Genomic DNA, 26,625 nt, shown 5'->3' on the forward strand with positions numbered 1-26,625 from the left:
GTGTCCGGGCCCCGGGGCGGGCCGTCAGTCGAACCAGCGGTCGCGGGCCAGTTCCGGGGTGCGGGAGGGGTCCTCCAGGAGGGCGGCCACTTCGAAGCGGCGGGGCCATTGGCCGGCCGACCAGGCGAGGCCGGCCGCCACGCCTTCCAGGGTGGCGGCGTGCAGGGTGCCGTCCGGGGTGCGGCGCCAGTCGAGTTCGGTGCCGCCCGCGACCAGTTCCTCGTGCTCCAGGTAGGTGCGCGGGGTGGCCGGGCCCAGCAGGACGCGGACCGGTTCCGGGACCTCGTGCTCCTCGCCCGGGGTCGTCACCTCCGCCGGGACGGTGTCCGAGAGGCGGCGCACCTGGAGGAGGTCGGCCAGGTCGGCCGCCCGGGACGGGGCCACCGGGAGCAGGGGCAGGCCCGCGGTGAGGGGGAGCAGGTCGGGGGCGTCGGCGATGACCGCGTCGGCCGCGTCGACCACCAGCACCTCCCCGTCGACCACCGCGCGCAGCTCGTCGGGGAGGGTGACCTGCTCGGGGTCCAGTTCGGCCAGGGCCCCGTACAGGCCGTGCAGCTGGTGGCCGCTCACCTCGTGGTCGGGGTCGGCGAGCCGGCCCAGGAGCTCGGCCGCGCCGCCGGGCTCGTCGAGCAGGGCGGCCACGGTGGTGCGTACGCCGAGGGCGCGCAGGACCTGCTCGTCCTCGAAGCCGGTGGCGTCGGCCGGGGTGTAGAGGCCTTCCAGCAGCGGGTCGCCGCCCGCCGCGCGCAGGCCGGCGGGGCGGCGGCCGTCGAGCACGGGGTGGTCGCGCAGCCACCAGGCGGTGTACGGGCGCACCGAGCGGGTGGTGCCGTCCGGGAGCAGGATCCGCACCGGCTGGGTGAGGGCGTCGCGCAGCGGGGGCTGGGCGAGCATCGCGAGGGCCTGGGGCCAGCGGTCGTCGTCGACGAGGTCCAGGTCGCGTACGGCGATCAGCTCGGTGGCCACCGGCGGCAGCGGGGTCTCGGGCAGCTGGTCGAGGAGGTCCTCGCACCACACGTCGACGGCGTCCAGCAGCCCGGCGTCGTCCGGCTCGGCGAATTCCCCGTCGCGCGGCTCCAGTTCGTCGGGGTCGAGGACCACGTCGGTGGCACGCACCAGCTGGAAGGCGGTCAGCACCCCGCAGGCGGCCAGCACGTCGGCGTCCCAGCGCTCGGCGAAGTCGGGGTCCAGGTACGGGATCTCGTCCTCGCGCAGCACCGAGGCCAGCGGGCTCCCGGCGAGCAGGAGTTCCCCGGCCGGGGTCGGTTCCCCGTCCTCGTCGGGCAGGGCCAGCGCGCCCAGCCAGGGCTCGTCGCCCGGGGCCAGGCCGGCGCTGCGGACCAGGGTCAGCACCACCTCGGCCAGCTCCTCCGCGTCGGGGGCGTCGGCGTCCTCGTCCCAGATCTCGCCCGCGTCCAGCGAGGCGGCGACGGCGGCCCGCACCTGCGGGGTCGTCAGGACGGCGCGGGGGGTGGCGGGCAGGGCGCCCAGCTTCTCCAGCAGCGGGTGCGCGGCCTGCGGGTGGGCCACCTTCAGGCCCAGACGGGCCAGCGTCGCGGGGGTGTCCTCGGAGGGCAGCAGGACGTGGCGCGGGCCGATCGTGGTGCGGCCGTCGGCGAGCGGCACCGGCAGCCCGGACAGCCGGTCGGGATCGACCCCGGCGAGGGTGTCGTACAGCCGGTGCCACCACTCGGGGGTGTGCTCGATGCCGGCGATCCGCTCGATGGCGTCACCGAGCGGCAGCCGGCCCACCCCGAGGGTGCGCAGCTCGGGGCGCCGCTCCAGCCCGGCGGGGAGCAGGGTCGGGAGCACCTCGGCGAGGACCCGTACGGTCTCGGCGCCCGCGCCCTCCACCACCTCGGCCTCGAAGGGGCGCAGCGCGGCCCGCTCCTCGGGGGTCTCCGGGGGCGCGGCGGGGGCGAGGAAGGCGGTGCGGGGCAGCCGGGTGAGGACGGCGGCGCGCAGGGCCCCGTCGAGCGCGCCCTGGCCGAGCGGGCCGGGTACGAGGTCCACCAGGGCGGTGCTCACCGGGTCCCAGGAGCCGAGGAGTTCGGCGTACGCGTCCGCCGCGCGCTCCACGAGGAAGTCGGTCAGCGGCCCGGGCGCGGGGTGGCGGCGCGAGGTGTCGAGCGGCAGGGAGGCGATGAGCAGGGCGGGCAGGCCCAGCGGCTCGTCGGTGGGGGTCGGGGCGTGGAAGACGGGCGCGGTGCGGGGGCGTTCGGGCGCGCCCTCGGGGTCGACGGGCACGGCCCAGGTGACGGTCCAGACGGGCCGCAGCCGCTCCTCGACGGGCCGGTCGGCGAGCAGTTCCCGGGCGATGGGGCCGCTGTGGCGGACGGTGCGCCAGCGGTGGGTGCCGTACGCGGAGTCCTCGATGACGGTGTACGGGCCCTCGGTGCGCCGGTAGAGGGTGCGGGAGCCGTCGGCGGGGGTCTCCACGACGATCTCGCGCAGGCCGGGCAGGGTGAGGAGCAGGGCGTCGTCCACGCCGGTCAGCAGCCGCTCGACGAGGTCCTCGGCGGCGCTGTCGCGCAGCGGCAGGACCACCACGGTGTCGTAGCCCTCGGGGGCGGTGCCCTCGGCGGGCAGCGGCAGGCGCAGCAGCGGTACGTGGCCGTCGCGGCGGCGCAGTTCGTCCCCGAGCCCGGGGCTGAAGGCGGAGGCCTCGCGGGCCATCTCACGGGCCTCGGCGAGGGACCAGCGCACGCCGCCGTGCCGCCCCAGCACGGCCGGCTCGTCGGAGACGGCGAGGACGGCGGCGAAGCCGACGCCGAAGCGGCCGACGGCGTCCTGGGCCTCCTCGCGCTTGGCGGAGGCGCGCAGGGTGCTCAGCGACTCCACGCCCGTCGCGTCCAGCGGGGCACCGGTGTTGGCGGCGGCGAGCACCGCGGGGCCGTCCGGTCCGGCGGGGTGCAGGGTGAGCCGCAGCCGGCCGGGGACGCGGGCCCGGGCCGCGGCGTCGGCGGCGTTCTGGGCCAGCTCGACGACGAGCCGGTCCCGGTAGCCGCCGAGCGCGAGGTCCTCCTCGGCGTTGGCGTCCTCGCGGAAGCGGGCCGGGCCCGCGCCCCAGGCGTCCAGCACCGAGCGCCGCAGCCGGGCCGTGCTGAAAGGGTCCACGCCGCTCTGGGCCGCCGTCACTCGCACGTTCACGCCGCTGCCTCCAAGATGTGCTGGGCCATGATCTCCTGCCCCGAACGCTCTGAAGGTATCGCGTGCCGGGAGCGCCCTACGCCGTGCCCGTCGGGTGGGCGGCCCGGGGGAGCGGCCGCCCCGCCAGGGCGGCCGCACGGCGGGTGCGGCCGCTCCGGCGGGCGGGGCGGCGGAGCGGATCAGCCACGGGGGGCCTTGGCGGCGGGGGCGGCGACGGCGGCGGGGGCCTGGCCGGTGTGCGGCTGCACGGTGGCGGTGCGCTTGCCCTCCGTCGAGAACTTCACGGTGTCGAACTTCTTGCCGCCCGCGAAGGCGTCGACGCCGTAGTAGCCGGTCCGCACCCCGTCCGCGACGGTCGCGGTGCCGGTGAAGGTGCCCTTGCCGTCGCCCTTGAGGGCGACGCGGCCGCCGGTGAAGGCGAGCGAGGAGACGTACGCGTCCTTCTCGGAGGTCGTGACGGTGACGGCGACCCGGTCGCCGGGCCGGCCGGAGTCACCGGAGAGCCGGACGGCGGACGGCGCCGGGGCCGGCGTCGTCGGGGTGCCCGCGTTCACGTTCAGCCGGGCGGTGGCCTGGAACCCGGCGCCGTCGGGGCCGGTGCCGGTGAGGGAGACGCCGTAGCCGCCGTCCTGGACCCGGGCGACGGTCCCGGTGCCGGACCAGCCGTCCTTGTCCTCGGTGAGCAGCACGGAGTCCAGCGCGGCGGAGGAGACGCTGACCTTCGAGCCGGCGGGCGCGGAGACGCCGATGCTGATGGCGTCGCCGGGCTTGACCGGGCCGGACGGCAGCGTCAGCCGTATGTCGGCGGCGGTGCGTATCGCGGGGGTGCTGTCGGCCGCGGGGACGACCGCGGTGGCGAAGGCGGGGGCGGCGGCGCCGAGGGCCAGCGCCGAGGCCAGGGCGACTCCGGCGAGGGTGAGTACCTTGCGCATGGTTTCCTCCTGAAGGGGCCGGGGGTTTTTCCGGCACCCCTGACAAGAGGGACATACGGGGCGCGTGGTTGCGACCGCTCCCGGGCCCCGCGGAGGGGCCGCGCCGAAGGTCCCGAGGAGGAAACCGCAGGTCAGGCGCGGTGTGCGGAACATCCCTTTAGGGGTTCTTTGCCCCGATTTTCAGGTCCAAAGTCCCGCCCCGGGAGCCCGCCCGGGGCCCGTGCGGCCCGGGCCCGCGAACGCCGGAGCCCCCGGCGACCTGGGGTCACCGGGGGCTCTGGGAACGGCTGCGGAGAACGGCTCCGGGGAACGGCTGCGGAGCAGCCGCGCACCCGCTTCGCTCAGAGCTGCTCGATCACGTAGTCGACGCACGCGGTCAGCGCCTGCACGTCCGCCGGGTCGACCGCCGGGAACATCGCGACGCGCAGCTGGTTGCGGCCGAGCTTGCGGTACGGCTCGGTGTCCACGATGCCGTTGGCGCGCAGCACCTTGGCGACCGCCGCCGCGTCGATGTCGTCCGAGAAGTCGATCGTGCCGATGACGGCCGAGCGCTTGTCGGCGTCCCGTACGAACGGCGTGGCGTACTTCGACGCCTCCGCCCAGCCGTACAGGTGGCGCGCGCTGGCCGCCGTACGCCCGGTGGTGAACTCCAGGCCGCCCTGGCCGTTCATCCACTCCAGCTGCTGGTCCAGCAGGAAGAGGGTGGCCAGCGCCGGGGTGTTGTACGTCTGGTTCTTCAGCGAGTTGTCGATCGCCGTCGGCAGCGAGAAGAACTCGGGGATGTGCCGCCCGGACGCGTGGACGCGCGCCGCGCGCTCCAGGGCCGCCGGGGAGAACGCCGCCAGCCACAGGCCGCCGTCGGAGGCGAAGGACTTCTGCGGGGCGAAGTAGTAGACGTCGGTCTCGGTGATGTCCACCGGAAGTCCACCGGCACCCGAGGTCGCGTCCACCAGGACGAGGGAACCGGCGTCGGCGCCCGCGACGCGCTTGATCGGCGCCGCCACACCCGTCGAGGTCTCGTTGTGCGTGTACGCGTACACGTCCACGCCCGCCTCGGCGGCCGGCTCGGGGTGCGTGCCCGGCTCGGAGGAGATCACCGACGGCTCGTCCAGCCACGGCGCGAGCTTCGCGGCCTTGGCGAACTTCGAGGAGAACTCGCCGAAGGTGAGGTGCTGCGACTTCCGCTCGATCAGACCGGCGGTCGCGATGTCCCAGAAGGCGGTGGAGCCGCCGTTGCCCAGGATCACCTCGTAGCCCTCGGGGAGGGAGAAGAGGTCCCGGAGTCCCTGCCGCACCGAGCCGACCAGGTTCTTGACCGGGGCCTGGCGGTGCGATGTTCCGAGCAGGGAGGTACCGGTGGCGGCCAGGGCGTCCAGCGCCTCGGTCCGCACCTTGGAGGGGCCCGCGCCGAAGCGTCCGTCGGCGGGCTTGATGTCAGCGGGAATCCGGATCTCAGCCACGAGCGGAGCGTATCGGGTCCCGTGCCGCGTTCTGGAGGCGCGTCCACCCGATGAGACGCACGCCGGCGGTGGCAGGCTGGACGGCGTGACGTCACCCGGGGCACTCGAACGGACATTGCGGGCGAACCTGCGCGGTGAGGTGGACTTCGGGGCCGCCGCGCGGGCGCTGGTGACCATGGACGCCTCCAACTACCGGCGCGTCCCGGTCGGGGTCGTCGCCCCGCGCGACGCCGAGGACGTCGCCGCCGCGCTCGCGCTCTGCGCCGGGGCCGGGGTGCCCGTCGTACCGCGCGGCGGCGGCACCTCCATCGCCGGGCAGGCCACCGGCACCGGGGTGGTCCTCGACCTCACCCGGCACCTGGACGGCCTGCTGTCGGTCGATCCGGCCGCGCGCACCGCCGTCGTCCAGCCCGGCCTGGTCCTGGACCGGCTGCGGGACGCCGTGCGCCCGTACGGGCTCACCTTCGGCCCGGACCCCTCCACGCACTCCCGCTGCACCCTCGGCGGGATGATCGGCAACAACGCGTGCGGGGCGCACTCGGTGGCCTGGGGCACCACCGCCGACAACGTCGCGGAACTCGCCGTCACCACGTACGGGGGCACCGCGCACCGCCTCGCGCGCGGCTGGCCGGGCGCCCCGGCGGGCCTGCGGGAACTCGTCGAGGGGAACCTCGCCGTGCTGCGTACGGGGATGGCCGGCGGCTTCTCCCGCCGCATCTCCGGCTACGGCGGGCTGGACGCGCTGCTCCCCGAGCGCGGCACCGACCTCGCCCGCGCCTTCTGCGGCGCCGAGGGCACGCTCGGGGTGGTCACGGAGGCGGTGGTGCGGCTCGTGGAGCTGCCCGCCGCGCCCGCGCTCGCCGTCCTCGGGTACGCCGACGAGGGCGCGGCCGCCGAGGCCGCCGCCGGGCTGCTGCCGTACGGGCCGCTCACCGTCGAGGGGATGGCCGAGGACCTGGTGCCCGGCGCCGCCGGACTGCCGAGGGGCGGGGCCTGGCTGTTCGTGGAGATGCCGGACGAGGGCGCCGCCCGGGCCCTGGTCCGGGCCGCCGACGCGCTGGACGCGGTGGTGGTCGCCGACCCGGCCGGGCAGCGCGCGCTGTGGCGGATCCGGGAGGACGCGGCGGGCACGGCCACGCGGCTGCCGGACGGGAGCATGGCCTGGCCGGGCTGGGAGGACTGCGCGGTACCGCCCGCGCGGCTGGGCGCGTACCTGCGCGAGTTCCGCGCGCTGCTGGCGGCGCACGGGCTGCGCGGGTCCCCGTACGGACACTTCGGGGAGGGCTGCGTCCACGTCCGGATCGACTTCGACCTGGTGACGGCGGCGGGCGTGGCCCGCTACCGGGCGTTCTCCGAGGAGCTGGCGGACCTCGTCGTGGCCCACGGCGGCTCCCTGTCGGGGGAGCACGGCGACGGCCAGGCCCGGGCGGAACTGCTGCCGCGCATGTACGGGCCCGAGGTGATCGCCCTCTTCGCCGCGTACAAGGACGTGTGGGACCCGGCGGGCGGGATGAACCCCGGCACGTTGGTCCGCCCGGCCCGCCTCGACGAGAACCTCCGCTTCGCGGTGCTGCCGGCGACGCCGTTCGCGGGGGAGGTGGCGAAGTGCGTCGGCGTCGCCAAGTGCCGCTCCACGGAGACCGGCGGGGCGGAGGTGATGTGCCCCTCGTACCGGGTCACGGGGGAGGAGCGGCACTCCACGCGGGGCCGGGCGCGGCTGCTGCACGAGATGCTCGCCGGGGAGGTGATCACGGACGGGTGGCGCTCTGCGGAGGTCGCCGAGGCCCTCGACCTGTGCCTGGGCTGCAAGGGCTGCCGCCGCGACTGCCCGGTGGGCGTCGACGTCGCCGCGTACAAGGCGGAGTTCCTGCACCGCCACTGGGCCGGGCGGCTGCGCCCCGCCTCCCACTACCTGCTGGGCGGCCTCCCGGCGTGGCTCCGCCTGGTCACCGCCCTGCACGCGACGGCCCCCGCGAACGCGGCCGCCCGCCTGCTCCCCCTCCCCGGCCTGACCCGGGAGCGGCCGCTGCCCGCGCTGGCGGCGGAACCCTTCAGCCGCTGGTGGCGGCGGGCCGGGCGGGACCGTCCCGGGTCCGGGGGCCCGGTGACGCTGTGGCCCGACACCTTCACCGAGTACCTGGCCCCCGAGGCCGGGCGGGCGGCGGTGCGGGTGCTGGAGGACGCCGGGCTCGGTGTCGGGGTGCCGGCCCGACGGGTGTGCTGCGGGCTGACCTACGTCTCCACCGGCCGCCTGGACCGGGCCCGCGCCGTGCTGCGGCGCACCCTGGACGCGGTGGGGGAGGTACGGGGACCCGTGGTCGTCCTCGAACCCAGCTGCGCCGCGGCCCTGCGCACCGACCTGCCCGGCCTGCTCCCCGACGACCCCCGCGCACCCCGCCTGGCGGCGGCCGTCCGCACCTTCGCGGAGACCCTGGAGGAGTACGCACCCCGGTGGACCCCACCGCGCCTGGACCGGCCCGTCGCCGGGCAGACCCACTGCCACCAGCACGCCGTGCTCGGCGACGCCGCCGACCGCCGGCTGCGCGAGCGCGCCGGACTCACCGGGGAGCTCAGCGGCGGCTGCTGCGGCCTCGCGGGCAACTTCGGCTTCGAACCCGGCCACCACGCCGTCTCGGTGGCGTGCGCCGAGGAGCGGCTGCTGCCGTCGCTGCGCGCGGCGGGGCCGGGCACCGCGGTCCTCGCCGACGGCTTCTCCTGCCGCACGCAGATTGCGCAGCTGTCCTCCGGGCCCCGGGCGCGCCACCTGGCGGAGCTCCTGGCGGAGGGTCTGGGGCCGGCGCTGTAAGGCAGAACACAGAGGAACGGTCCTTACGCACCCCGTAGTCTGGGCATATGCCCGCACCCTCCCCCGCCCCCTCCCGGGACACCACGACCGGCGCCCCCACCCTGCCGGCCTCGGCATCGGCCTCGGCCCGGACCCGCTTCGGCCCGGTCGCGCTCGTCGTCTCCGCCGGGGTGTCGGTGCAGTTCGGGGCGGCCCTCGCGGTGACCCTCATGCCCCGCGCGGGCGCCGCGGGCGTGGTCACCCTCCGGCTGGCCGCGGCCGCGCTGGTGCTGCTGGTCCTGTGCCGGCCGAAGCTGCGCGGCTACACCCGCTCCGACTGGGGCACGGTCGTCGCCTTCGGCGTGGCCATGGCGGGCATGAACGGCCTCTTCTACCAGGCCATCGACCGCATCCCGCTCGGCCCGGCCGTCACCCTGGAGGTCCTCGGCCCGCTGGCCCTGTCGGTGGCCGTCTCGCGCCGCCTGGTGAACCTCCTGTGGGCGGGACTCGCCCTGGCCGGAGTGGTCCTGCTGTCCGGGCACGGCGAGGGCGGCCTCGGCTTCGGCTCCCTGGACCCGGCGGGCGCGGCCTTCGCCGTCGGCGCGGGCGCGATGTGGGCCGCGTACATCGTCTTCAGCGCCCGTACCGGCCGCCGCTTCCCGCAGGCGGACGGCCTGGCCCTGGCCATGGCGGTGGCGGCCGTGATCTCGCTGCCGCTGGGCGCGATCGAGGCGGGCTCGGACCTCCTGGTCCCGAGCACGCTCGCCCTGGGCCTCGGCGTCGCGGTGCTGTCCTCGGTACTCCCGTACACCCTGGAACTGCTCGCCCTGCGCCGCCTCCCGGCCCCCACCTTCGCGATCCTGATGAGCTTGGAACCGGCCATCGCGGCAAGCGCCGGCTTCCTGATCCTGCACCAGGCGATGTCCCTGCTCGATGCGGCCGCCATCGCCCTGGTGATAGCAGCCAGCATGGGCGCGGTCCGCTCCCAGATCGGCCGCAGGGCCCAGGGACCGAACCTGTAACGACCCGGTCGGCCCGCCCGCCGGGCCCGCCCGCCGCCCGCCCTGCCCGGCCCACCGGGCTCGCCCCGCCCCACCGGACCCGCCCGCCCTGCCCGGACCCGCCCACCCCGTCGGACCCGCCCCGCTAGACCTGCTGGACCGCTCGCCCTGCCGGGCCTGCCCCCCGGCCGGCCCCCTGGCCCGCCCGACCCACCCGCTCGCAGCCGCTTCCGGCCTGCCCCGGCGTTCGCAGCCACTTCCAGCCCCGCCGGCGTTTGAGGCGCGGGGGTCCGGGGGCGGAGCCCCTGGGAACGGGGTCCGGGGGCGGAGCCCCGGGAAACGGTGAAAGGGCGGGTAGGGGACCAGCCCCGCGCAGCGGCCCGACCCCGACCGGCCCGACCCCGACCAGCCCACCCACCCCGCTCGGCCCCGCCCGTACGGGCCTGGCCCCGACGGGCCCCGCCCGTACGGGCCTGGCCCCTGCCAAGGACTCGTGTCCGGATGTGACAGAGAGCCGTCATTGCGGCCATCGGCACCCCCCCTGACCATGGACGCATGCCCCCTCCCCACCGCGTCGTCATCGCGGTCTTCCCCGACGTCGACCTCCTCGACGTCACCGGCCCGGCCGAGGTCTTCGCCCTGGCCAACCAGGAGACCGCGGGCGGGGCGGCCTACGAGGTCCGCCTCGCCGCCCCCGGCCCCACCCCGGGCCCGGTCGTCACCTCGGCCGGCGTGCGGCTGCTGGCGGACCTGACCTTCGCGGAGGTCGGGCCCGCGGTGGACACCCTCCTCGTGCCCGGCGCCGTGGAGCCCGGCCCCGACGGCCCGGTGGCCCGGGTCGACGCCGCCGTCGTGGAGTGGGTCCGGGCCACCGCCCCGCACGCCCGCCGGATCGCCTCGGTGTGCGTCGGCGCGCACGTCCTCGCGGCGGCCGGCCTGCTGGACGGCCGCCGGGCCACCACCCACTGGTCCACCGCCGCGCAGCTCGCCGCCGACCACCCGGAGGTACGGGTGGACGCCGATCCGATCTTCGTCCGCTCCGGCCGCGTCTGGACCGGCGCCGGCATCAGCACCTGCATGGACCTGGCCCTCGCCCTGGTCGCCGAGGACCACGGCGAGGAACTCGCGCTGGCCGTGGCCCGCCAGCTGGTCATGTACCTGAGGCGGCAGGGCGGCCAGAGCCAGTTCAGCGTGCCCCTGAGCCACCCCGCCTCGGCCCGCCGGGACATCGACGAGCTGAGGCTGTTCGTCACCGAGCACCTCGACGGCGACCTGTCGGCCGCCGCCCTCGCCGCCCGCATGTGCCTGAGCGAACGCCATTTCGCCCGGGTCTTCCGGCAGGAGACCGGCACGAGCCCGGCCGCGTACGTGGAGGCCGCCCGGGTCGAGGCGGCCCGCCGGCTGCTGGAGACCACCGACGAACCGCTGGAGCGGATCGCGACGGCCACCGGCCTGGGCTCGGTGGAAACCCTGCACCGCGCGTTCCGCAAACAGCTGAGCACCACCCCGGCGACCTACCGGCGCCGCTTCCGCACCGCCTCCTGACCGGCCCCCTCACCCCACCCGCAAGCCGCCCCGCGGCTTCGCCATGCCCTCTTTCGCCCACCCACCCATCCACGTAAGCGATCCCTCCCGAAAGGACCCCTCCCATGACCCCCTCCACACCCCTCCGCGACGTCATCGGCCTCGACAGCACGCTCCCGCGCCTCGCCGCGAGCACCCTCGTCCTGATCGACGTCCAGAACACCTACCGCACCGGCGTGATGGCCCTCGACGGCGTCGAGGAGGCCCTGGCCGCCGCGGCCCGGCTGCTCGCCGCCGCCCGCGCGGCCGGCACCCCGGTCGTCCACGTCGTGGACGCCGGGTACGACCTCACCTCCGAACTCGGCGCCATCAGCCCCGAGGTGGCGCCCGCCGAGGGCGAGCCGGTGGTCGTCAAGCAGGTGCCCAACGCCTTCCACGCCACCGAGCTGGAGAAGACGCTGCGCGACCTGGGCGCCGGACCCGACCTCGTCCTGGCCGGCTTCATGACCCACATGTGCGTCGCCTTCACCGCCCAGGGCGCCTTCAACCTCGGCTTCCGGCCCACCGTCGTCGCCGACGCCACCGCCACCCGCTCCCTGGCCGCGCCCGACGGCACCCTCGTACCCGCCGCCACCCTCCAGCGGGCGGCCCTGACCACCATCGCCGACGTCTTCGGCCCCGTGGCGGCCACCGTCACCGACCTCGCCCCCTGACCCGGGACCCGTACCCGGGGTCAGGCCAGCGGCAGGTCCAGGTACGACGGCGTCGGCTCGGGGGAGGTGAACGCCAGCGTGGCGCGCGGCCGGTTGGCGTCGCCGTAGAACGGGTCCCGCCCGGTCACCACCAGCATCACGCGGTGGCCGGGCGGGACGTCGTACGCGGTGGCCTGGAGGTCGAGGTCCGCGCCGACCAAACTGTCGGGCGCCGAGCCCAGGTCGCTGTACGGGGCGTGCGAGACGAGGCGCGCCGAGCCGTCGGGCGCCAGGTCCAGCAGGTAGGCGACGAACGAGGACCCCGGGTTCGCGGCCCGGTAGGTGACGCGGAGCCGGGGCGTGCCCCGCAGCCGGGTGGTCTCGCGGGCGGGCGCGGCGGCCCACACGGCGGCCACCGTACGGTCGATGTCGCCGGCCCGGTAGACCTTCGGCCGGCCCGACAGCTCCGCGTACCCGGAGCGCACGAGCTCGTCGGCGACCCGGGCCGGGGTGTCCACCCCGCACACCACCCCGGCCGTCCAGCCCGCCTCGGGCGCGTCGGCCAGTTCGCCGCCGCCGGTGAGGTGCAGGCGGCGGGTGCGCCGGGTGAGGGCGTGCCAGGCGGGGTGGGGTTCGAGGGTGCGGCTCCACATCACCTCGGCGAGGACCTGGCCCTCGTCGGCGATGCCGTTGTCGGCGTCCCGCAGGTGGTGGTCGAACCAGCGGTGGGCGTCGGTCCAGATCCGGTTCGGCAGCCCCACCAGCCCGGGGGCCTCGGCGGCGGCGTGGTCGCCGAGGGAGAGGTCGAGCCGCTTGGGGCCGGTGAGTTCGCCGAACAGCTTCAGCGTCTGGTTGACGGGGAAGAGCGTCTCGTGCCAGGCGTGCGACAGGAACACCGGCACCCGGCGCAGGTTGAGCTCCTTGACGTGGCTGAGGGGGGAGCGCTGCTCCGCCCACCGCAGGTTCTCCGCCGCCGCCCGGCCCGCCGATACGTCCTCCAGCACCCGCTCGGTCCGCCGGCTCAGCCGGGCGCGGTCCGCCGCCGTGCGCAGGGCCTGGACGGCGGCGGCGCGCGGGGTGGCGTTCTCGTAGAACACCTCGCAGAGGTCGCCCCAGCCGGACAGCGCCGCCACCGCGTCCACCCGGGGGTCGTGCGCGGCGACGAGCAGGGCGATGCCCGCGCCGTACGAGTGCCCGAGGAAGCCGACCCGGGTGACGGGGCCGGCGGTGCGCTCCAGCAGGTGGTCCAGGGCCCGGCTGCCGTCGGCGACGTCGAGCGGCCCGGCGGCGTCCACCTGGCCCTCGGAGGCGGTGAACCCGCGGGCGGTGTAGGCGAGGACGTCGTAGCCGCGCGCCGCGAGGACGCCGGCCTGTACGGCGTACAGCACCCAGCCGAGCCGCGTCCACGACGCGGGCATCACCACCACCGGGCGGGGCGCGGAGCCGGTGTGCCGCCAGAGCGCGGCGTCGAGCAGGTCCCCGCCGGTGCCGGCCACCTTGCCCCGGCTGAAGACCGCGACCTCCCGGACGGCGCCCACCTCGGCGGCCCGGGCGGGCGGCAGCCCGGCGGTGTCACCGCTCTCCAGCGCGGCGGCGAAGGCCGCGAGGGCGGTGGCGTCGAGTTCGGGATGGAGCGAGAAGGCTGCTGGATACACGGCGTTTCATCCTCGTCGTCGATGTCGATGTCGTCGATGGCGTCCGCGGATACGGACGGACGGACGTGTTCGGATGCGACTGCGCGAGCGGAAGAAGCCCCCAGTATCGACGCGCCCCCGGCAAACCTCCCGCCGCTTCCGGACGCGCGGCCGGATTCCTCCGGACCCGGCCACCGCCCCGCCGGGCCGGCCCGCGGGTGGGGCCGCGGAAACGTCAACTCAACGCCCGCCCAAGCTGGTTGAGGACAGTGGCGGGATCCGCCCGGCGCCCGGCAAAAACCATACAAGCACGCTTGATTGTTTTCCTCGGGGCTGCCAGGCTTCCCCCCACGCCGAGAGGGGAGCACGCCGTGCCCGATCCGTCCGCCGTCGCCGTCTTCACCGATCTACGGGAGGAGGGCGGGGAACTCGACGCGCTGATCGCCGGGTTGCCCGAGCCCGAGTGGGCGCGGCCCACGCCCGCGAGCGGCTGGAGCGTCGCCCACCAGATCGCCCACCTGCACTGGACCGACCGGGCCGCGCTGCTCGCCCTCACCGACGCCGACGGCTTCGCGAAGCAGGCCGAGGAGGCCCTGAAGTCCCCCGGCACGTTCGTCGACGACGGCGCCGAGGAGGGGGCCCGGCTGGACCCCGCCGAGCTGCTCGCCCGCTGGCGCGAGGGCCGCCGCGCCCTCGACGCCGCGCTCGCCGAAGCCTCGCCCGACACCCGTTTCCCCTGGTACGGGCCCCCGATGAAGGCCGCCTCCATGGCCAGCGCCCGCCTGATGGAGACCTGGGCGCACGGCCAGGACGTCGCCGACGCCCTCGGCGTCCGCCGGACCCCGGGCCACCGGCTGCGGCACGTCGCGCGGATCGGCGTACGGGCCCGGGACTACGCGTACCTCGTACGGGGACTGCCGCTGCCCGGCGGGGAGTTCCGGGTGGAGCTCGACGCGCCGGACGGGCGCGAGGTGTGGACGTACGGGCCCGCCGACGCCGCGCAGCGCGTCACCGGCCCCGCCCTCGACTTCTGCCTGCTCGTCACCCAGCGCGCCCACCGCGCCGACCTCGCCCTCACCGCCACCGGCCCCGACGCCGACCGCTGGCTGGACATCGCCCAGGCCTTCGCGGGCCCGGCCGGCCCCGGCCGCGCGCCGCGGGAGGGGTGATGGGACGCCGTCCGCTGCGCATCGGCAACGCCTCCGGCTTCTACGGGGACCGGCTGGGGGCCCTGCGCGAGATGCTGACCGGCGGCCCGCTGGACGTCCTGACCGGGGACTACCTGGCCGAGCTGACCATGCTGATCCTCGGCCGTGACCGCCTGAAGGACCCCGGCCTCGGCTACGCCAAGACCTTCCTGCGGCAGCTGGAGGACTGCCTGGGCCTCGCGCACGAGAAGGGCGTACGGATCGTCACCAACGCGGGCGGGCTCAACCCGGCCGCGCTCGCCGGCGCCGTCCGGGAGCTGGCGGCCGGGGCGGGCGTGCCGGTCGCGGTCGCGCACGTCGAAGGGGACGACCTCATGCCGTACGAGGAGGGCGCGCTCACCGCCAACGCCTACCTCGGCGGCGCCGGGATCACCGCCTGCCTGCGGGCCGGGGCCGACGTGGTGGTGACGGGCCGGGTCACCGACGCGGCGCTGGTCAGCGGGCCGGCCGCCTGGTGGTTCGACTGGGCCCCCGACGACTACGACCGGCTGGCGGGGGCGGTCGTCGCCGGCCACGTCCTGGAGTGCGGGACCCAGGCCACCGGGGGCAACTACTCCTTCTTCACCGCCCACGACGTACGGCGCCCCGGCTTCCCGCTCGCGGAGGTCTCCGAGGACGGGACGGCCGTGATCACCAAACACCCCGGCACCGGCGGGGCCGTCACCCGCGGCACGGTCACCGCGCAACTGCTGTACGAGACCCAGGGCGCGCGGTACCTCGGCCCCGACGTCACGGCCCGCCTGGACACCGTCCGCCTGCACCCCGACGGGGAGGACCGGGTCCGCATCACCGGAACCGTCGGCGAGCCCCCGCCCCCCACCCTCAAGGTGGGCGTGACCCGCATCGGCGGCTGGCGCAACGAGGTCGTCTTCGTCCTGACCGGCCTGGACATCGAAGCGAAGGCCGCGCTGGTACGGGAACAGCTGGCCGGACCCCTCGCGGAGGTGGCGTCGGCCGAGTGGACCCTGGCCCGCACCGACCACGCCGACGCCGCCACCGAGGAAACGGCCAGCGCCCTGCTGCGCCTGGTGGTCCGGGACGCCTCCCCCGACCGCGTCGGCCGCGCCCTGACGTCGGCGGCGATAGAACTGGCCCTCGCCAGCTACCCGGGCTTCCACGTCACCGCCCCGCCGGCCCCACCCCAGCCCTACGGCGTCTTCACCAGCACCACCATCCCCACCCCCTGGGTCCCCCACACAGCCACCCTCCCAGACGGCACCCAAACCCCCATCCGCCAGGCCCCGGCCGATCCGGCCCGGCCGAGCGGACCCGATCCAGCCCCGCCGGGCGACACCCAACCGGCCTCGCGGAGCCAGCCCGATCCGGCCCCGTCGAGCGGCACCCATCCGGTCCCGTCCAGCGGGCTCCCTCCAGCCCCGTCGAGCGGCACCCATCCGACCTCGCGGAGCGGGATCGATCCAGCCCCGCCGAGCGGGCCCCACCCGGCCCCGCCGAGCGCACCCCCTCCAGCCCCGCCGGCGTTTGAGGCGCGGGGGTCCGGGGGCGGAGCCCCCGAAGGGGTCCGGGGCGCAGCCCCGGCGGGGTTCGGGGCGGAGCCCCGGGAGGGGGTTCGGGGCGCAGCCCCGGTTTCGGGAAGGGGCGGGGTGGGGGACAGCCCCGCAGGGCCCACGCCCACAGCCACCCCCACCCCGGAGCCACCGACCACCCGCGCCCCCCTCGGCCTGGTGGCCGGCGCCCGCAGCGGCGACAAGGGCGGCGACGCCAACGTCGGCGTATGGACCGCATCCGACACCGCCTGGCACTGGCTGCACCGCACCCTCACGACGGAGGCCTTCCAGGCCCTGCTCCCCGAGACCGCCGGCCTCCCGGTCACCCGCCACACCCTCCCGAACCTCCGCGCGCTGAACTTCACCGTCCCCGGTCTCCTCGGCGACGGCGTCGCGGCCGGCCACCGCTTCGACCCCCAGGCCAAGGCCCTGGGCGAATGGCTCCGCGCCCGCCACATGGACATCCCGACCCACCTCCTACGCGAAGCCAACCCGGAACGGACCCCGGATCCGGCCCCCGAGCTGGCCCCGGACCCGGCCCCGGATCCGGCCCCGGACCCACCCCCCGAAGCCCACCCGGAGACCGCCCCGCCCCCCAAAGCCCCCACCCCGAAGCCCACCGCCCCGGAGGGGACCCCGATATGACCCGGCTCCGTACCACCGTCGACCCCGCCACCCCCGAGCACACCGCCGCCCGCACCGCCGCCCTCGAACGCCTCGCCGCCCTCGACGCCGAGCACGCCAAGGCCCTCGCCGGCGGCGGCGAGAAGTACACGGCCCGCCACAAGCACCGCGGCAAGCTCCTCGCCCGCGAGCGCGTCGAGCTGCTCCTCGACCCCGACACCCCGTTCCTGGAGCTGTCCCCCCTCGCGGCGTGGGGCAGCGACTACCCCACCGGCGCCTCGATGGTCACCGGCATCGGCACCGTCGCGGGCGTCGAGTGCCTGATCACCGCCAACGACCCCACCGTCCGCGGCGGCGCCTCCAACCCCTGGACCCTCAAGAAGGCGCTGCGGGCCAACGAGATCGCCCGGCAGAACCGCCTCCCCTGCGTCAGCCTCGTCGAGTCCGGCGGCGCCGACCTCCCCTCGCAGAAGGAGATCTTCATCCCGGGCGGCGCGATCTTCCGGGACATCACCCGGCTCTCGGCCGACGGCATCCCCACCGTCGCCGTCGTCTTCGGCAACTCCACCGCCGGAGGCGCGTACATCCCCGGCATGTCCGACCACACCGTCATGATCAAGGACCGCTCCAAGGTGTTCCTCGGCGGTCCGCCCCTCGTCAAGATGGCCACCGGCGAGGAGAGCGACGACGAATCCCTCGGCGGAGCCGACATGCACGCCCGCACCTCCGGCCTCGCCGACCACTACGCCCTCGACGAGTACGACGCCATCCGCCAGGCCCGCCGCATCGTCGCCCGCCTCAACCACCGCAAGCCGCACCAGGACCCGCCCCCGGCCCCCGAGCCCCTCTACGACCCCGAGGAACTCCTCGGCATCGTCCCGCCGGACCTGAAGACCCCCTTCGACCCCCGCGAGGTCATCGCCCGCATCGTCGACGCCTCCGACTTCGACGAGTTCAAGCCCCTTTACGGCACCAGCCTCGTCACCGGCTGGGCCACCCTCCACGGCTACCCGGTCGGCATCCTCGCCAACGCCCAAGGGGTCCTGTTCAGCCCCGAGTCGCAGAAAGCCGCCCAGTTCATCCAGCTCGCCAACCAGCGCGACATCCCCCTCCTCTTCCTCCACAACACCACCGGCTACATGGTGGGCAAGGAGTACGAGCAGGGCGGCATCGTCAAACACGGCTCGATGATGATCAACGCGGTCTCCAACTCCCGCGTCCCGCACCTCTCCGTCCTCATCGGCGCCAGCTACGGCGCCGGCCACTACGGCATGTGCGGCCGCGCCTACGAGCCCCGCTTCCTCTTCGCCTGGCCCAGCGCCAAGTCCGCCGTCATGGGCCCCGCCCAGCTCGCCGGCGTCCTGTCGATCGTCTCCCGCCAGTCCGCCGCCGCGAAGGGCCTCCCGTACGACGAGGAACAGGACGCCGGGATGCGCGCCTTCGTCGAGGCGCAGATCGAGTCCGAGTCCCTGCCGATGTTCCTGTCCGGGCGGCTGTACGACGACGGGGTCATCGACCCCCGCGACACCCGTACCGTCCTCGGCCTGTGCCTGTCGGCCGTCCACAACGCCCCCGTCGAGGGCGCCCGTGGCGGCTTCGGCGTCTTCCGGATGTGAGCGAGCAGATGACGAACCCGATCACCTCCCTCCTCGTCGCCAACCGCGGGGAGATCGCCGTACGGATCTTCCGCACGGCCCGCGCCCTCGGCCTGGCCACCATCGCCGTCCACTCCGACCCCGACGCCGACGCCCTCCACGTCCGCAGCGCCGACGCGGCCGTACGCCTCCCGGGCGCCGCCCCCGCCGACACCTACCTGCGCGCCGACCTGGTCATCGCGGCGGCCCTCGCCGCCGGCGCGGACGCCGTCCATCCCGGCTACGGCTTCCTCTCCGAGAACGCCGACTTCGCCCGCCGGGTCCTCGCCGCCGGGCTGACCTGGATCGGTCCGCCGCCCGCGGCCATCGAGGCCATGGCCTCCAAGACCCGCGCCAAGGACCTCATGCGCGCCGCGGGCGTTCCCCTCCTGGACCCCGTCGACCCGGCCACCGCCACCCCGGCCGACCTGCCCCTGCTCCTGAAGGCCGCGGCGGGCGGCGGCGGCCGCGGCATGCGCGTGGTACGCGACTTCGACACCCTCAAGGAGTCCCTGGACGCCGCCGCCGCCGAGGCCGCCTCCGCCTTCGGCGACGGGGAGGTCTTCGCCGAGCCGTACGTGGAACGCGGCCGGCACGTCGAGGTGCAGGTCCTCGCCGACGCCCACGGCACCGTCTGGGCCCTCGGCACCCGCGACTGCTCCCTCCAGCGCCGCCACCAGAAGGTCATCGAGGAAGCCCCCGCCCCCGGCCTGCCCCCCGCCCTGCGCACCACCCTCCACGAGGCCGCCGTGGCCGCCGCCCGCGCTGTCTCCTACCAGGGCGCGGGAACCGTCGAGTTCCTCCTCGCCGCCGACGGCCGCCCGTACTTCCTGGAGATGAACACCCGCCTCCAGGTCGAACACCCCGTCACCGAAGCCGTCTTCGGCCTCGACCTGGTCGCCCTCCAACTGCGCGTCGCCGAGGGCGCACCGCTCCCGGTCACACCCCCCGAGCCCGTCGGCCACGCGGTCGAGGCCCGCCTCTACGCCGAGGACCCGGCCCTGGACTGGCGTCCCCAGACCGGCACCCTGCACACCCTCGACCTCCCGGAGGGGGTCCGCGTCGACACCGGCTTCACCGCCGGTGACCAGGTCGGCATCCACTACGACCCGATGCTCGCCAAGGTCGTTGCCCACGCCCCGACCCGCGCCGAGGCGGTACGCGTCCTGGCCCACGCCCTGGCCGGCGCCCGCATCCACGGCCTCACCACCAACCGCGATCTCCTCGTACGGTCCCTGCGCCACCCGGAGTTCACCGCCGGGCAGCCCGACACCGGCTTCTACGAGCGCCACCTGCCCGCCCTCACCGAAGGCGCCCCGGACGCCACCCTGGCCGCCCTCGCCGCCGCGCTCGCCGAGGCGGCCCCGGCCGAGGGAGGCCCGCTCGCCGCCCGCCTCGGCGGCTGGCGCAACCTCCGCTCCCAGCCGCAGACCCGCCGCTACACCGAAGCCGGCACCGACTACGAGGTCCGGTACCACCCCGTGGACCGTCCCGGGGTCCGCGTCCTGACCGCCACGCCCACCCTCGTCACGCTCGAAGTCGACGGCGTCCGCCGCGTGTTCCACGTGAAACATAAATCGAACACGGTCTACGTCGACTCCCCGCTCGGCGCCCACGCCCTCGTCCCCGTCCCCCGGTTCCCCGATCCCGAGGACCGCGCCGAACCGGGTTCCCTGCTCGCCCCCATGCCCGGCACCGTCGTCCGCGTCGCCGAGGGCCTCGCCCTCGGCGACGCCGTCACGGCCGGGCAGCCCCTGCTCTGGCTGGAGGCCATGAAGATGGAGCACCGCATCCTCGCCCCCGCCTCCGGCACGCTCACCGCGCTCCACGCCGCCACCGGCCAACAGGTCGAGTTCGGCGCCCTGCTCGCCGTAGTCCAGGAGGAAGCATGAGCACCATCGAATCCGAAGAGCACCAGGCCCTGCGCACCGCGGTGGCCGCCCTCGGCCGGAAGTACGGCCGCGACTACCTGGCCCGCGTCGTCCGCGAGGGCGGCCACCCCGACGAGCTGTGGGCGGACGCCGCCGCACTCGGCTACCTCGGGGTCAACCTCCCCGAGGAGTACGGCGGCGGGGGCGGCGGCATCACGGAACTCTCCCTCGTCCTCGAAGAACTCGGCGCCGCCGGCTGCCCGCTCCTGATGATGGTGGTCTCCCCGGCCATCTGCGGCACGGTCATCGCCCGCTTCGGCACCGAGGATCAGAAGGCCACCTGGCTCCCCGGTCTCGCCGACGGCACCCGCACCATGGCCTTCGGCATCACCGAACCCGACGCCGGATCCAACTCCCACCGCATCACCACCACCGCCCGCCGCGACGGCGACGACTGGATCCTCACCGGCCGCAAGGTCTTCATCTCCGGCGTGGACATCGCCGAAGCCACCCTGATCGTCGGCCGCACCGAGGACTCCCGCACCGGCCGCCTCAAGCCGTGCCTGTTCATCGTCCCCCGCGACGCCCCCGGCTTCACCCGCTCCGTGATCGACATGGAACTCCAGGCGGCGGAGAAGCAGTTCGAACTCACCCTGGACGAGGTCCGCCTCCCCGCCTCCGCCCTCGTCGGCGACGAGGACGCGGGCCTCCTCCAGCTCTTCGCGGGCCTCAACCCCGAACGCATCATGACGGCCGCCTTCGCGATCGGCATGGGCCGCTACGCCCTCGCCAGGGCCGTCGACTACGCGAAGACCCGCCAGGTCTGGAAGGACCCCATCGGCGCCCACCAGGCCATCGCCCACCCCCTCGCGGCCGCCCACGTGGAACTGGAGCTGGCGGCCCTGATGATGCGCAAGGCGGCCCACCTCTACGACGCGGGCGACGACATGGGCGCGGGCGAGGCGGCGAACATGGCCAAGTACGCCGCCGGCGAGGCCTGCGTCAGGGCGGTCGACCAGTCCGTCCACACCCTGGGCGGCAACGGCCTCACCCGCGAATACGGCCTGGCCTCCCTCATCACCGCCTCCCGCGTGGCCCGCATCGCCCCGGTCAGCCGCGAAATGATCCTCAACTACATCTCCCACCAGTCCCTGGGCCTCCCCAAGTCGTACTGAGACCTCTGGGGCGCGGCCGGGGCCGGGGACGGGGTGGGGTGCTGTCCGGGGCTAAAACGTGATTTGTTGGCGCGCGGTACCGCCTGCACACTCTGACGCGGACAGGGCGCCATAAATCATGCCCGCCCCGGACCGCACCCCACCCCGTCCCCGGCCCCACCCCCGACCCCGCCCACACACCCCGCCCACACACCCCGCCCGACGCCCCCCCGCCCGACGCCCCCGCCCCCTCCGGAGGAGACATGGTCCCCCTAGTGCACGCCGGCCAGGCGCCCGGCATCACCACGCTCACCCTCGACTCCCCGGCCAACCGCAACGCCCTCTCCACCCCCCTGGTCACCGAACTTCGCACCGCCCTCGCCACCGCCGCCGCCGACCCCGGGACCCGCGCGGTCGTCCTCACCCACACCGGCACCACCTTCTGCGCCGGCGCCGACCTGAAGTCCCCCTGCGACCCCGCCGACTTCCTCGCCCTGCTCCGCGAGATCGCCGCGCTCCCCAAGCCCGTCGTCGCCCGCGTCACCGGCCACGTCCGAGCCGGCGGCCTCGGCCTGCTCGGCGCCTGCGACATCGCCGCCGGCGGCCCGCGGTCCTCGTACGCGTTCACGGAGACCCACCTCGGCCTCGCCCCGGCCGTGATCTCGATGACCCTGCTGCCCCGGCTCGACCCCCGCGCGGCCTCCCGCTACTTCCTGACCGCCGAACGCTTCGACGCCGCCGAGGCGACCCGCATGGGCCTCCTCACGCTCCACACCACCGGCCCGGACGGGGTGGACCTCGACCAGGCCCTCCAGCCCCTCCTCGACGGCCTGCGCAAGGCCGCCCCCCAGGCCCTGGCCGAGACGAAGGCCCTGGTCACCGCCGAACTCCGGGCCACCCTCGCCCAGCACGGCGCGCGCCTGACGGAACTCTCCGCACGCGTCTTCGCCTCCGCCGAGGCCCGCGAGGGCATCACCGCCCGCTTCGAACGCCGGGACCCCTCATGGGCGCTGTGACCGCCGCCGCGACCGCCGCGACCGCCGCGACCGACGCCCGCCACCCCAAGCAGGCCCGTAGCCGCGTCACCCGCCGCCACCTCCTGGAGGCGGCGGTCTCCTGCCTGGCCGACCACGGCTGGGCGGGCTCGACCGTCGGCGTCGTCGCCGAACGCGCCGGGGTCTCGCGGGGCGCGGCCCAGCACCACTTCCGGACCCGGGAGGACCTCTTCACGGCGGCCGTCGAGTACGTCGCCGAGGAACGCTCCACCGCCCTGCGCGAGCTGTTCCACGCGGCCCCGGCCCCGCGCCCGGCGGTCGTGGAGGCGCTGGTCGACCTGTACACCGGCGTGCTCTTCCGCGCCGCCCTCCAGCTGTGGGTGGCGGCCTCCAACGAGGAGCAGCTGCGCCCCCGGGTCACCGAGCTGGAGGCCCGCGTGGGCCGGGAGACCCACCGCATCGCCGTCGAACTCCTCGGCGCCGACGAGTCGGTGCCCGGCGTACGGGAGACCGTGCAGGGTCTGCTGGACATGGCCCGGGGCCTCGGCCTGGCCAACGTCCTCACCGACGACACCGCCCGCCGGGCCCGGGTGGTCGCCCAGTGGTCCCGCATCATCGAGTCGGCCCTCTCGTAGCCGGCCGGCCCCCGGCCCCCCGGCCGAGGGCGCCGCCTCCCACCCGGGACGCGGCGCCCTCACCAGGCAACCCGATCCGCCGGAGGCCTCAGGCGGTCTCGGAGATGTCCGCGTACCCCTCGATGTCGGAGGGGTTGCGCCGTCCCGGCCCGATGTAGCGGGCCGACGGCCGCACCAGCCGTCCGGTGCGCTTCTGCTCCAGGATGTGCGCCGACCAGCCGGCGGTACGGGCGCAGCTGAACATGGAGGTGAACATGTGCGCCGGGACCTCCGCGAAGTCCAGCATGATGGCGGCCCAGAACTCCACGTTGGTCGCCAGCACCCGGTCGGGCCGGCGGGCGTGCAGTTCCTCCAGGGCGGCCTTCTCCAGCGCGGCGGCCACCTCGTAGCGCGGCGCGTCCAGCTCCTTGGCCGTACGCCGCAGCACGCGCGCGCGGGGGTCCTCGGCCCGGTACACCCGGTGCCCGAAGCCCATCAGCCGCTCGCCCTGGTCGAGGGCCTTCTTCACGTACGCGACGGCGTCGCCGGTCCGCTCGATCTCCTCGATCATGCCGAGCACCCGGGACGGCGCCCCGCCGTGCAGCGGGCCGGACATGGCACCGACCGCCCCCGACAGCGCCGCCGCGACATCGGCGCCGGTGGAGGCGATGACCCGCGCGGTGAAGGTGGAGGCGTTCATGCCGTGCTCGGCGGCCGAGGTCCAGTAGGCGTCGACGGCCTTGACGTGCTTGGGGTCCGGCTCGCCCCGCCAGCGGATCATGAACCGTTCCACGACGGACTCGGCCTTGTCGATCTCGCGCTGCGGCACCATCGGCAGGCCCTGGCCGCGCGCGGACTGGGCCACGTACGACAGCGCCATGACGGCGGCCCGCGCGAGGTCGTCGCGGGCGGTCTCCACGTCGATGTCGAGCAGCGGTTTCAGGCCCCACACGGGCGCGAGCATGGCGAGCGCGGACTGTACGTCGACGCGGATGTCGCCCGAGTGCACCGGGATGGGGAAGGGCTCGGCGGCCGGCAGGCCGGGGTTGAACGCACCGTCGACCAGCAGGCCCCAGACGTTCCCGAAGGACACGTGGCCGACCAGGTCTTCGATGTCCACCCCGCGGTAGCGGAGCGATCCGCCTTCCTTGTCGGGCTCGGCGATCTCCGTCTCGAACGCGACGACCCCTTCGAGTCCGGGTACGAAATCGGACATCAGGCGGCTCCTCAGATAGTGCGAACACGCGCGGCTCCCGGCGTGATTCGCGGTCCGGCGCGGTCATCCCCGTTGATGCCCGGCACGGCCGATGGTCATCCGTGCGGGGACCCTCGGACCGGCCCCAAGATTTTGTCCGTTCGGCCCTGGCTTCGGAAGCGTGACATACGGCACACCCGCCACCGCCGCCCCGTCGCCGTGCTGCGGCAGGATGGCCCGCGTGACCCATCAGGACCTTGACCCCGCCGTCATGCGCAGGCAGTACCGCTCCGAGCTCGTCGACGAGGGGACGCTGGCCGACACCCCCATGACGCAGTTCGCCCGCTGGTTCCAGCAGGCCGCGGTCGCGCACGTCTTCGAACCCAACGCGATGGTCGTCTCGACCGCCACCCCCGAGGGCCGCCCCAGCTCCCGTACGGTGCTGCTCAAGCAGTTCGACGAGCGGGGCTTCGTCTTCTACACGAACTACGGCTCCCGCAAGGGCCGGGAGATCGACGCGAACCCGTACGTCTCCCTGCTCTTCCCCTGGCACCCGATCGCCCGGCAGGTCATCGTCACCGGCACCGCCGCGCGCGTCGGCCGCGACGAGACCGCCGCCTACTTCCGCTCCCGCCCCCACGGCTCCCAGCTGGGCGCCTGGGCGAGCGAGCAGTCCCGGGTGATCGCCTCGCGCGCGGAGCTGGACCGCCGGTACGCGGAGCTGGAGGAGCGCTACCCGGAGGGCGAGCAGGTGCCGGTGCCGCCGGAGTGGGGCGGGGTGCGGGTGGTGCCCGACGCGGTGGAGTTCTGGCAGGGCCACGAGAACCGGCTGCACGACCGGCTCCGCTACGTCCTCGACGGCGAGCGCTGGCACGTGGAGCGCCTCTGCCCGTAGCGGGGGCGCCCTGGAGGGCTGCGCCCTGAAAGGGCCCGCAAACGCAGGCGACCCGCGGGCTCGGGTTCCTCTCCTGCAGTGAGAGGAGCCGGCCGGACGTACCGGCGAGCCCGCGGGTCGGGTGACTGCTTGGGATTGGCGCTCGGCGATCCCGCCGGGCACCGCACTGGGTGCGTTGCTGACGACGGGCCCTTAGCCCGCAGTCACCTCACGCGTCCGGTTTCCGTACATTTCGGGAACCACCTCCCTTCTCGTGTACGGCAGAGCCTAGGCCTCCTCGTGGAGGTCCTCAAGCCCATTTTCCGCAGGGACATTCCGGGACGATTCCGAGAAGCGGATGTGGTGTGGGTCACGTTCCAGTTCAATGATCTGACGTGCCGCACACGCGAACACCTGCGGGGGGTGCCAGGTGAGTGCTTCCGGACGTTCCGATACCGCCGACGATCTGCTCGCGGCGCTGCTCGACGGGATGGACACCGCCCTGTGCGCGTTCGACTCCGACGGCGTGCTCACCCACTGGAACCGCGAGGCCGAACGGATCCTCGGCTGGAGCGCCGCCGAAGCCGTCGGCCGCCGCGGCTTCGCGGGCTGGGCCGTCCGCCCCGCCGACGCCGACGACGTACAGGAACGGCTGATGGCGACCCAGCACGCGCCGGGCCGCCAGGTCCACGAGTTCGCCCTGCTGACCAAGGAGGGCGGCCGGATCCTCGTCCGCGCCCAGGCCGCCGCGGTGCCCGGCGCCGACGGCAAACCCGCGGGCGTCTACTGCGCCTTCAGCGAGGTGCACGCCCAGATCGACCTGGAACGCTCCATCGCCCTCAGCGAGGCCCTGCTGGACGACGCCTCCTGGGGGGTCGTCCTCGTCGACGTGGACCTGCGCCCGGCGGTGGTCAACACGCACGCCGCCCTTGCCTTCGGGACCGGCCGCACCGCGCTGCTCGGGCGCCCGCTCGGGGACCTGCTGGTCCAGGGCGTCGAGGAGCTGGAGGGCGCGCTCCAGCACGTGCTGGCCGAGGGCGCCCCGCCGGCCCCGCTGGAGCTGTGGGTGTCGGTGAAGACCCCGGAGGGGGTGCGGCGGCGCTGCTGGCGCAGCGGGTTCCTGCGGCTGGCCTCACCGCTCGGGGAGGAGCCGGTGCCGCTCGGGGTCGGCTGGCTGTTCCAGGACGTCACCGAGGCCCGGCAGGCCGAGCTGGACACCGGGCAGCTGCGCTTCCGGGCCCACCAGCTGCACCGGGCGGGGCGGGCCGCCGCCGAATGCGAGGACCCGGCGGAGGCGGCCGCCGTCCGCCTGGACTTCGCGCTGGCCGGGTTCGCGGAACACGCGCTGGTCGACGTACTGGAGGAGGCGGGTGCGCGGCGGCGGCTCGTCCGCTCGGGCGTCTCCTCGTCCGGGCTGGCCCTGCTGCTGCCGGGGCCCGGCGCGATCCCCGTCCGGTACGAGGCCCTCCACCCCGCGCTCCAGGCGCTCGACCGGATCGGCCCCGTGCGGGCCAGCGCCCCCGGCGGCGCCCCGGCCGGCCACTGGGCCCGCGCCCGCCAGTGGCCGCAGGGGGTCACGCACGCCCTGTGCACGGTGCTCCGCAGCCGCGGCCGCACCCTGGGCGCCCTGACCTTCTTACGCGGCCCCTCGCGCCCGGCGTTCGACCGCGCGGACGCCCTGTACGCCGAGGAGGTGGCGGCCCGGGTCGCGGCCGACCTGGACCTGGCGTCGGGAACGCGGTAGCGCGGCGGAACTCAGCGCGGCGGCCG

General features: G+C 75.4%; 18 protein-coding genes. 13 read left to right on the plus strand and 5 right to left on the minus strand.

From position 1 onward, the window contains the following. Positions 1 to 24: 24 nt before the first annotated feature. The 3 genes from ACZ6ZT_RS27075 to serC form a co-directional block, all read right to left on the minus strand. Complete coding sequence (locus tag ACZ6ZT_RS27075) at positions 25 to 3,150, minus strand: sacsin N-terminal ATP-binding-like domain-containing protein (protein ID WP_469722569.1); 3,126 nt, start codon at positions 3,148 to 3,150, stop codon at positions 25 to 27. A gap of 179 nt (positions 3,151 to 3,329) precedes the next feature. Then, positions 3,330 to 4,082, minus strand: coding sequence for a hypothetical protein (locus ACZ6ZT_RS27080; protein ID WP_469722570.1), 753 nt, complete (start codon positions 4,080 to 4,082; stop codon positions 3,330 to 3,332). Positions 4,083 to 4,423: 341 nt separating this feature from the next. Beyond that, on the minus strand, positions 4,424 to 5,542 hold the full coding sequence (gene serC / locus ACZ6ZT_RS27085; RefSeq protein WP_469722571.1) for a phosphoserine transaminase: 1,119 nt from the start codon (positions 5,540 to 5,542) through the stop codon (positions 4,424 to 4,426). Positions 5,543 to 5,627: 85 nt separating this feature from the next. Here serC and ACZ6ZT_RS27090 point away from each other — a divergent pair, with 85 nt between their 5' ends. From ACZ6ZT_RS27090 to ACZ6ZT_RS27105, 4 genes are all read left to right on the plus strand, one after another. Then, positions 5,628 to 8,348 carry an FAD-binding and (Fe-S)-binding domain-containing protein gene (locus ACZ6ZT_RS27090; protein ID WP_469722572.1) on the plus strand — a complete coding sequence of 907 codons (2,721 nt, stop codon included), beginning with the start codon at positions 5,628 to 5,630 and terminating at the stop codon, positions 8,346 to 8,348. A gap of 47 nt (positions 8,349 to 8,395) precedes the next feature. Next, positions 8,396 to 9,349 (plus strand): EamA family transporter, encoded by a 954-nt coding sequence (locus tag ACZ6ZT_RS27095; RefSeq protein ID WP_469722573.1) that lies wholly within the window; start codon positions 8,396 to 8,398, stop codon positions 9,347 to 9,349. Positions 9,350 to 9,883: 534 nt separating this feature from the next. Continuing rightward, positions 9,884 to 10,873, plus strand: coding sequence for a GlxA family transcriptional regulator (locus ACZ6ZT_RS27100; RefSeq protein ID WP_469722575.1), 990 nt, complete (start codon positions 9,884 to 9,886; stop codon positions 10,871 to 10,873). Between the two features lie 104 nt (positions 10,874 to 10,977). Further along, positions 10,978 to 11,565 carry an isochorismatase family protein gene (locus ACZ6ZT_RS27105; protein ID WP_469722576.1) on the plus strand — a complete coding sequence of 196 codons (588 nt, stop codon included), beginning with the start codon at positions 10,978 to 10,980 and terminating at the stop codon, positions 11,563 to 11,565. 20 nt (positions 11,566 to 11,585) lie between these two features. Here the strand turns inward: ACZ6ZT_RS27105 and ACZ6ZT_RS27110 are convergent, their stop codons facing one another. Continuing rightward, a complete protein-coding gene (locus ACZ6ZT_RS27110; protein ID WP_469722577.1) occupies positions 11,586 to 13,199 on the minus strand; it encodes an alpha/beta fold hydrolase in 1,614 nt (537 codons plus the stop codon). A gap of 350 nt (positions 13,200 to 13,549) precedes the next feature. Between ACZ6ZT_RS27110 and ACZ6ZT_RS27115 the strand changes: the two genes are divergently transcribed. The 7 genes from ACZ6ZT_RS27115 to ACZ6ZT_RS27145 all read left to right on the plus strand — a co-directional run bounded on the left by ACZ6ZT_RS27115 (position 13,550) and on the right by ACZ6ZT_RS27145 (position 22,807). Beyond that, positions 13,550 to 14,347: a TIGR03084 family metal-binding protein gene (locus ACZ6ZT_RS27115; RefSeq protein ID WP_469722579.1), complete on the plus strand. Its 798-nt coding sequence runs from the start codon at positions 13,550 to 13,552 to the stop codon at positions 14,345 to 14,347. Continuing rightward, positions 14,347 to 16,539: an acyclic terpene utilization AtuA family protein gene (locus ACZ6ZT_RS27120; protein ID WP_469722581.1), complete on the plus strand. Its 2,193-nt coding sequence runs from the start codon at positions 14,347 to 14,349 to the stop codon at positions 16,537 to 16,539. The genes ACZ6ZT_RS27115 and ACZ6ZT_RS27120 overlap by 1 nt, the downstream gene beginning before the upstream one ends. Continuing rightward, on the plus strand, positions 16,536 to 18,134 hold the full coding sequence (locus ACZ6ZT_RS27125; protein WP_469722583.1) for an acyl-CoA carboxylase subunit beta: 1,599 nt from the start codon (positions 16,536 to 16,538) through the stop codon (positions 18,132 to 18,134). The genes ACZ6ZT_RS27120 and ACZ6ZT_RS27125 overlap by 4 nt, the downstream gene beginning before the upstream one ends. Positions 18,135 to 18,142: 8 nt before the next feature. After that, positions 18,143 to 20,044 carry an acetyl/propionyl/methylcrotonyl-CoA carboxylase subunit alpha gene (locus ACZ6ZT_RS27130; protein WP_469722584.1) on the plus strand — a complete coding sequence of 634 codons (1,902 nt, stop codon included), beginning with the start codon at positions 18,143 to 18,145 and terminating at the stop codon, positions 20,042 to 20,044. Then, positions 20,041 to 21,198: an acyl-CoA dehydrogenase family protein gene (locus tag ACZ6ZT_RS27135; protein ID WP_469722586.1), complete on the plus strand. Its 1,158-nt coding sequence runs from the start codon at positions 20,041 to 20,043 to the stop codon at positions 21,196 to 21,198. Before ACZ6ZT_RS27130 ends, ACZ6ZT_RS27135 begins: the two co-directional genes overlap by 4 nt. A gap of 242 nt (positions 21,199 to 21,440) precedes the next feature. Continuing rightward, complete coding sequence (locus ACZ6ZT_RS27140; RefSeq protein WP_469722587.1) at positions 21,441 to 22,193, plus strand: enoyl-CoA hydratase family protein; 753 nt, start codon at positions 21,441 to 21,443, stop codon at positions 22,191 to 22,193. Further along, positions 22,181 to 22,807 (plus strand): TetR/AcrR family transcriptional regulator, encoded by a 627-nt coding sequence (locus tag ACZ6ZT_RS27145; protein WP_469722588.1) that lies wholly within the window; start codon positions 22,181 to 22,183, stop codon positions 22,805 to 22,807. The genes ACZ6ZT_RS27140 and ACZ6ZT_RS27145 overlap by 13 nt, the downstream gene beginning before the upstream one ends. Before the next feature lie 88 nt (positions 22,808 to 22,895). Here the strand turns inward: ACZ6ZT_RS27145 and ACZ6ZT_RS27150 are convergent, their stop codons facing one another. Next, positions 22,896 to 24,002 carry a citrate synthase 2 gene (locus ACZ6ZT_RS27150; protein WP_469722590.1) on the minus strand — a complete coding sequence of 369 codons (1,107 nt, stop codon included), beginning with the start codon at positions 24,000 to 24,002 and terminating at the stop codon, positions 22,896 to 22,898. A 211-nt stretch (positions 24,003 to 24,213) separates the two neighbouring features. On the opposite strand from ACZ6ZT_RS27150, the gene pdxH reads away from it, so the two are divergent. Further along, positions 24,214 to 24,876 carry a pyridoxamine 5'-phosphate oxidase gene (gene pdxH / locus ACZ6ZT_RS27155; protein ID WP_469722724.1) on the plus strand — a complete coding sequence of 221 codons (663 nt, stop codon included), beginning with the start codon at positions 24,214 to 24,216 and terminating at the stop codon, positions 24,874 to 24,876. Positions 24,877 to 25,285: 409 nt separating this feature from the next. After that, positions 25,286 to 26,599 carry a PAS domain-containing protein gene (locus ACZ6ZT_RS27160; protein ID WP_469722591.1) on the plus strand — a complete coding sequence of 438 codons (1,314 nt, stop codon included), beginning with the start codon at positions 25,286 to 25,288 and terminating at the stop codon, positions 26,597 to 26,599. The last annotated feature ends 26 nt before the right edge of the window (positions 26,600 to 26,625 follow it).

It is taken from the genome of Streptomyces sp. NPDC102258 (genome assembly GCF_055584685.1).

Bases quoted from the DNA above. Each gene is read 5' to 3' on its own strand.
- ACZ6ZT_RS27080 (WP_469722570.1), bottom strand. From the start codon at position 4,082: ATGCGCAAGGTACTCACCCTCGCCGGAGTCGCCCTGGCCTCGGCGCTG.
- ACZ6ZT_RS27150 (WP_469722590.1), bottom strand. From the start codon at position 24,002: ATGTCCGATTTCGTACCCGGACTCGAAGGGGTCGTCGCGTTCGAGACG.
- ACZ6ZT_RS27130 (WP_469722584.1), top strand. From the start codon at position 18,143: ATGACGAACCCGATCACCTCCCTCCTCGTCGCCAACCGCGGGGAGATC.
- ACZ6ZT_RS27140 (WP_469722587.1), top strand. From the start codon at position 21,441: ATGGTCCCCCTAGTGCACGCCGGCCAGGCGCCCGGCATCACCACGCTC.
- ACZ6ZT_RS27145 (WP_469722588.1), top strand. From the start codon at position 22,181: ATGGGCGCTGTGACCGCCGCCGCGACCGCCGCGACCGCCGCGACCGAC.
- ACZ6ZT_RS27120 (WP_469722581.1), top strand. From the start codon at position 14,347: ATGGGACGCCGTCCGCTGCGCATCGGCAACGCCTCCGGCTTCTACGGG.
- ACZ6ZT_RS27135 (WP_469722586.1), top strand. From the start codon at position 20,041: ATGAGCACCATCGAATCCGAAGAGCACCAGGCCCTGCGCACCGCGGTG.
- ACZ6ZT_RS27095 (WP_469722573.1), top strand. From the start codon at position 8,396: ATGCCCGCACCCTCCCCCGCCCCCTCCCGGGACACCACGACCGGCGCC.
- ACZ6ZT_RS27105 (WP_469722576.1), top strand. From the start codon at position 10,978: ATGACCCCCTCCACACCCCTCCGCGACGTCATCGGCCTCGACAGCACG.
- ACZ6ZT_RS27100 (WP_469722575.1), top strand. From the start codon at position 9,884: ATGCCCCCTCCCCACCGCGTCGTCATCGCGGTCTTCCCCGACGTCGAC.
- ACZ6ZT_RS27125 (WP_469722583.1), top strand. From the start codon at position 16,536: ATGACCCGGCTCCGTACCACCGTCGACCCCGCCACCCCCGAGCACACC.
- pdxH (WP_469722724.1), top strand. From the start codon at position 24,214: ATGGCCCGCGTGACCCATCAGGACCTTGACCCCGCCGTCATGCGCAGG.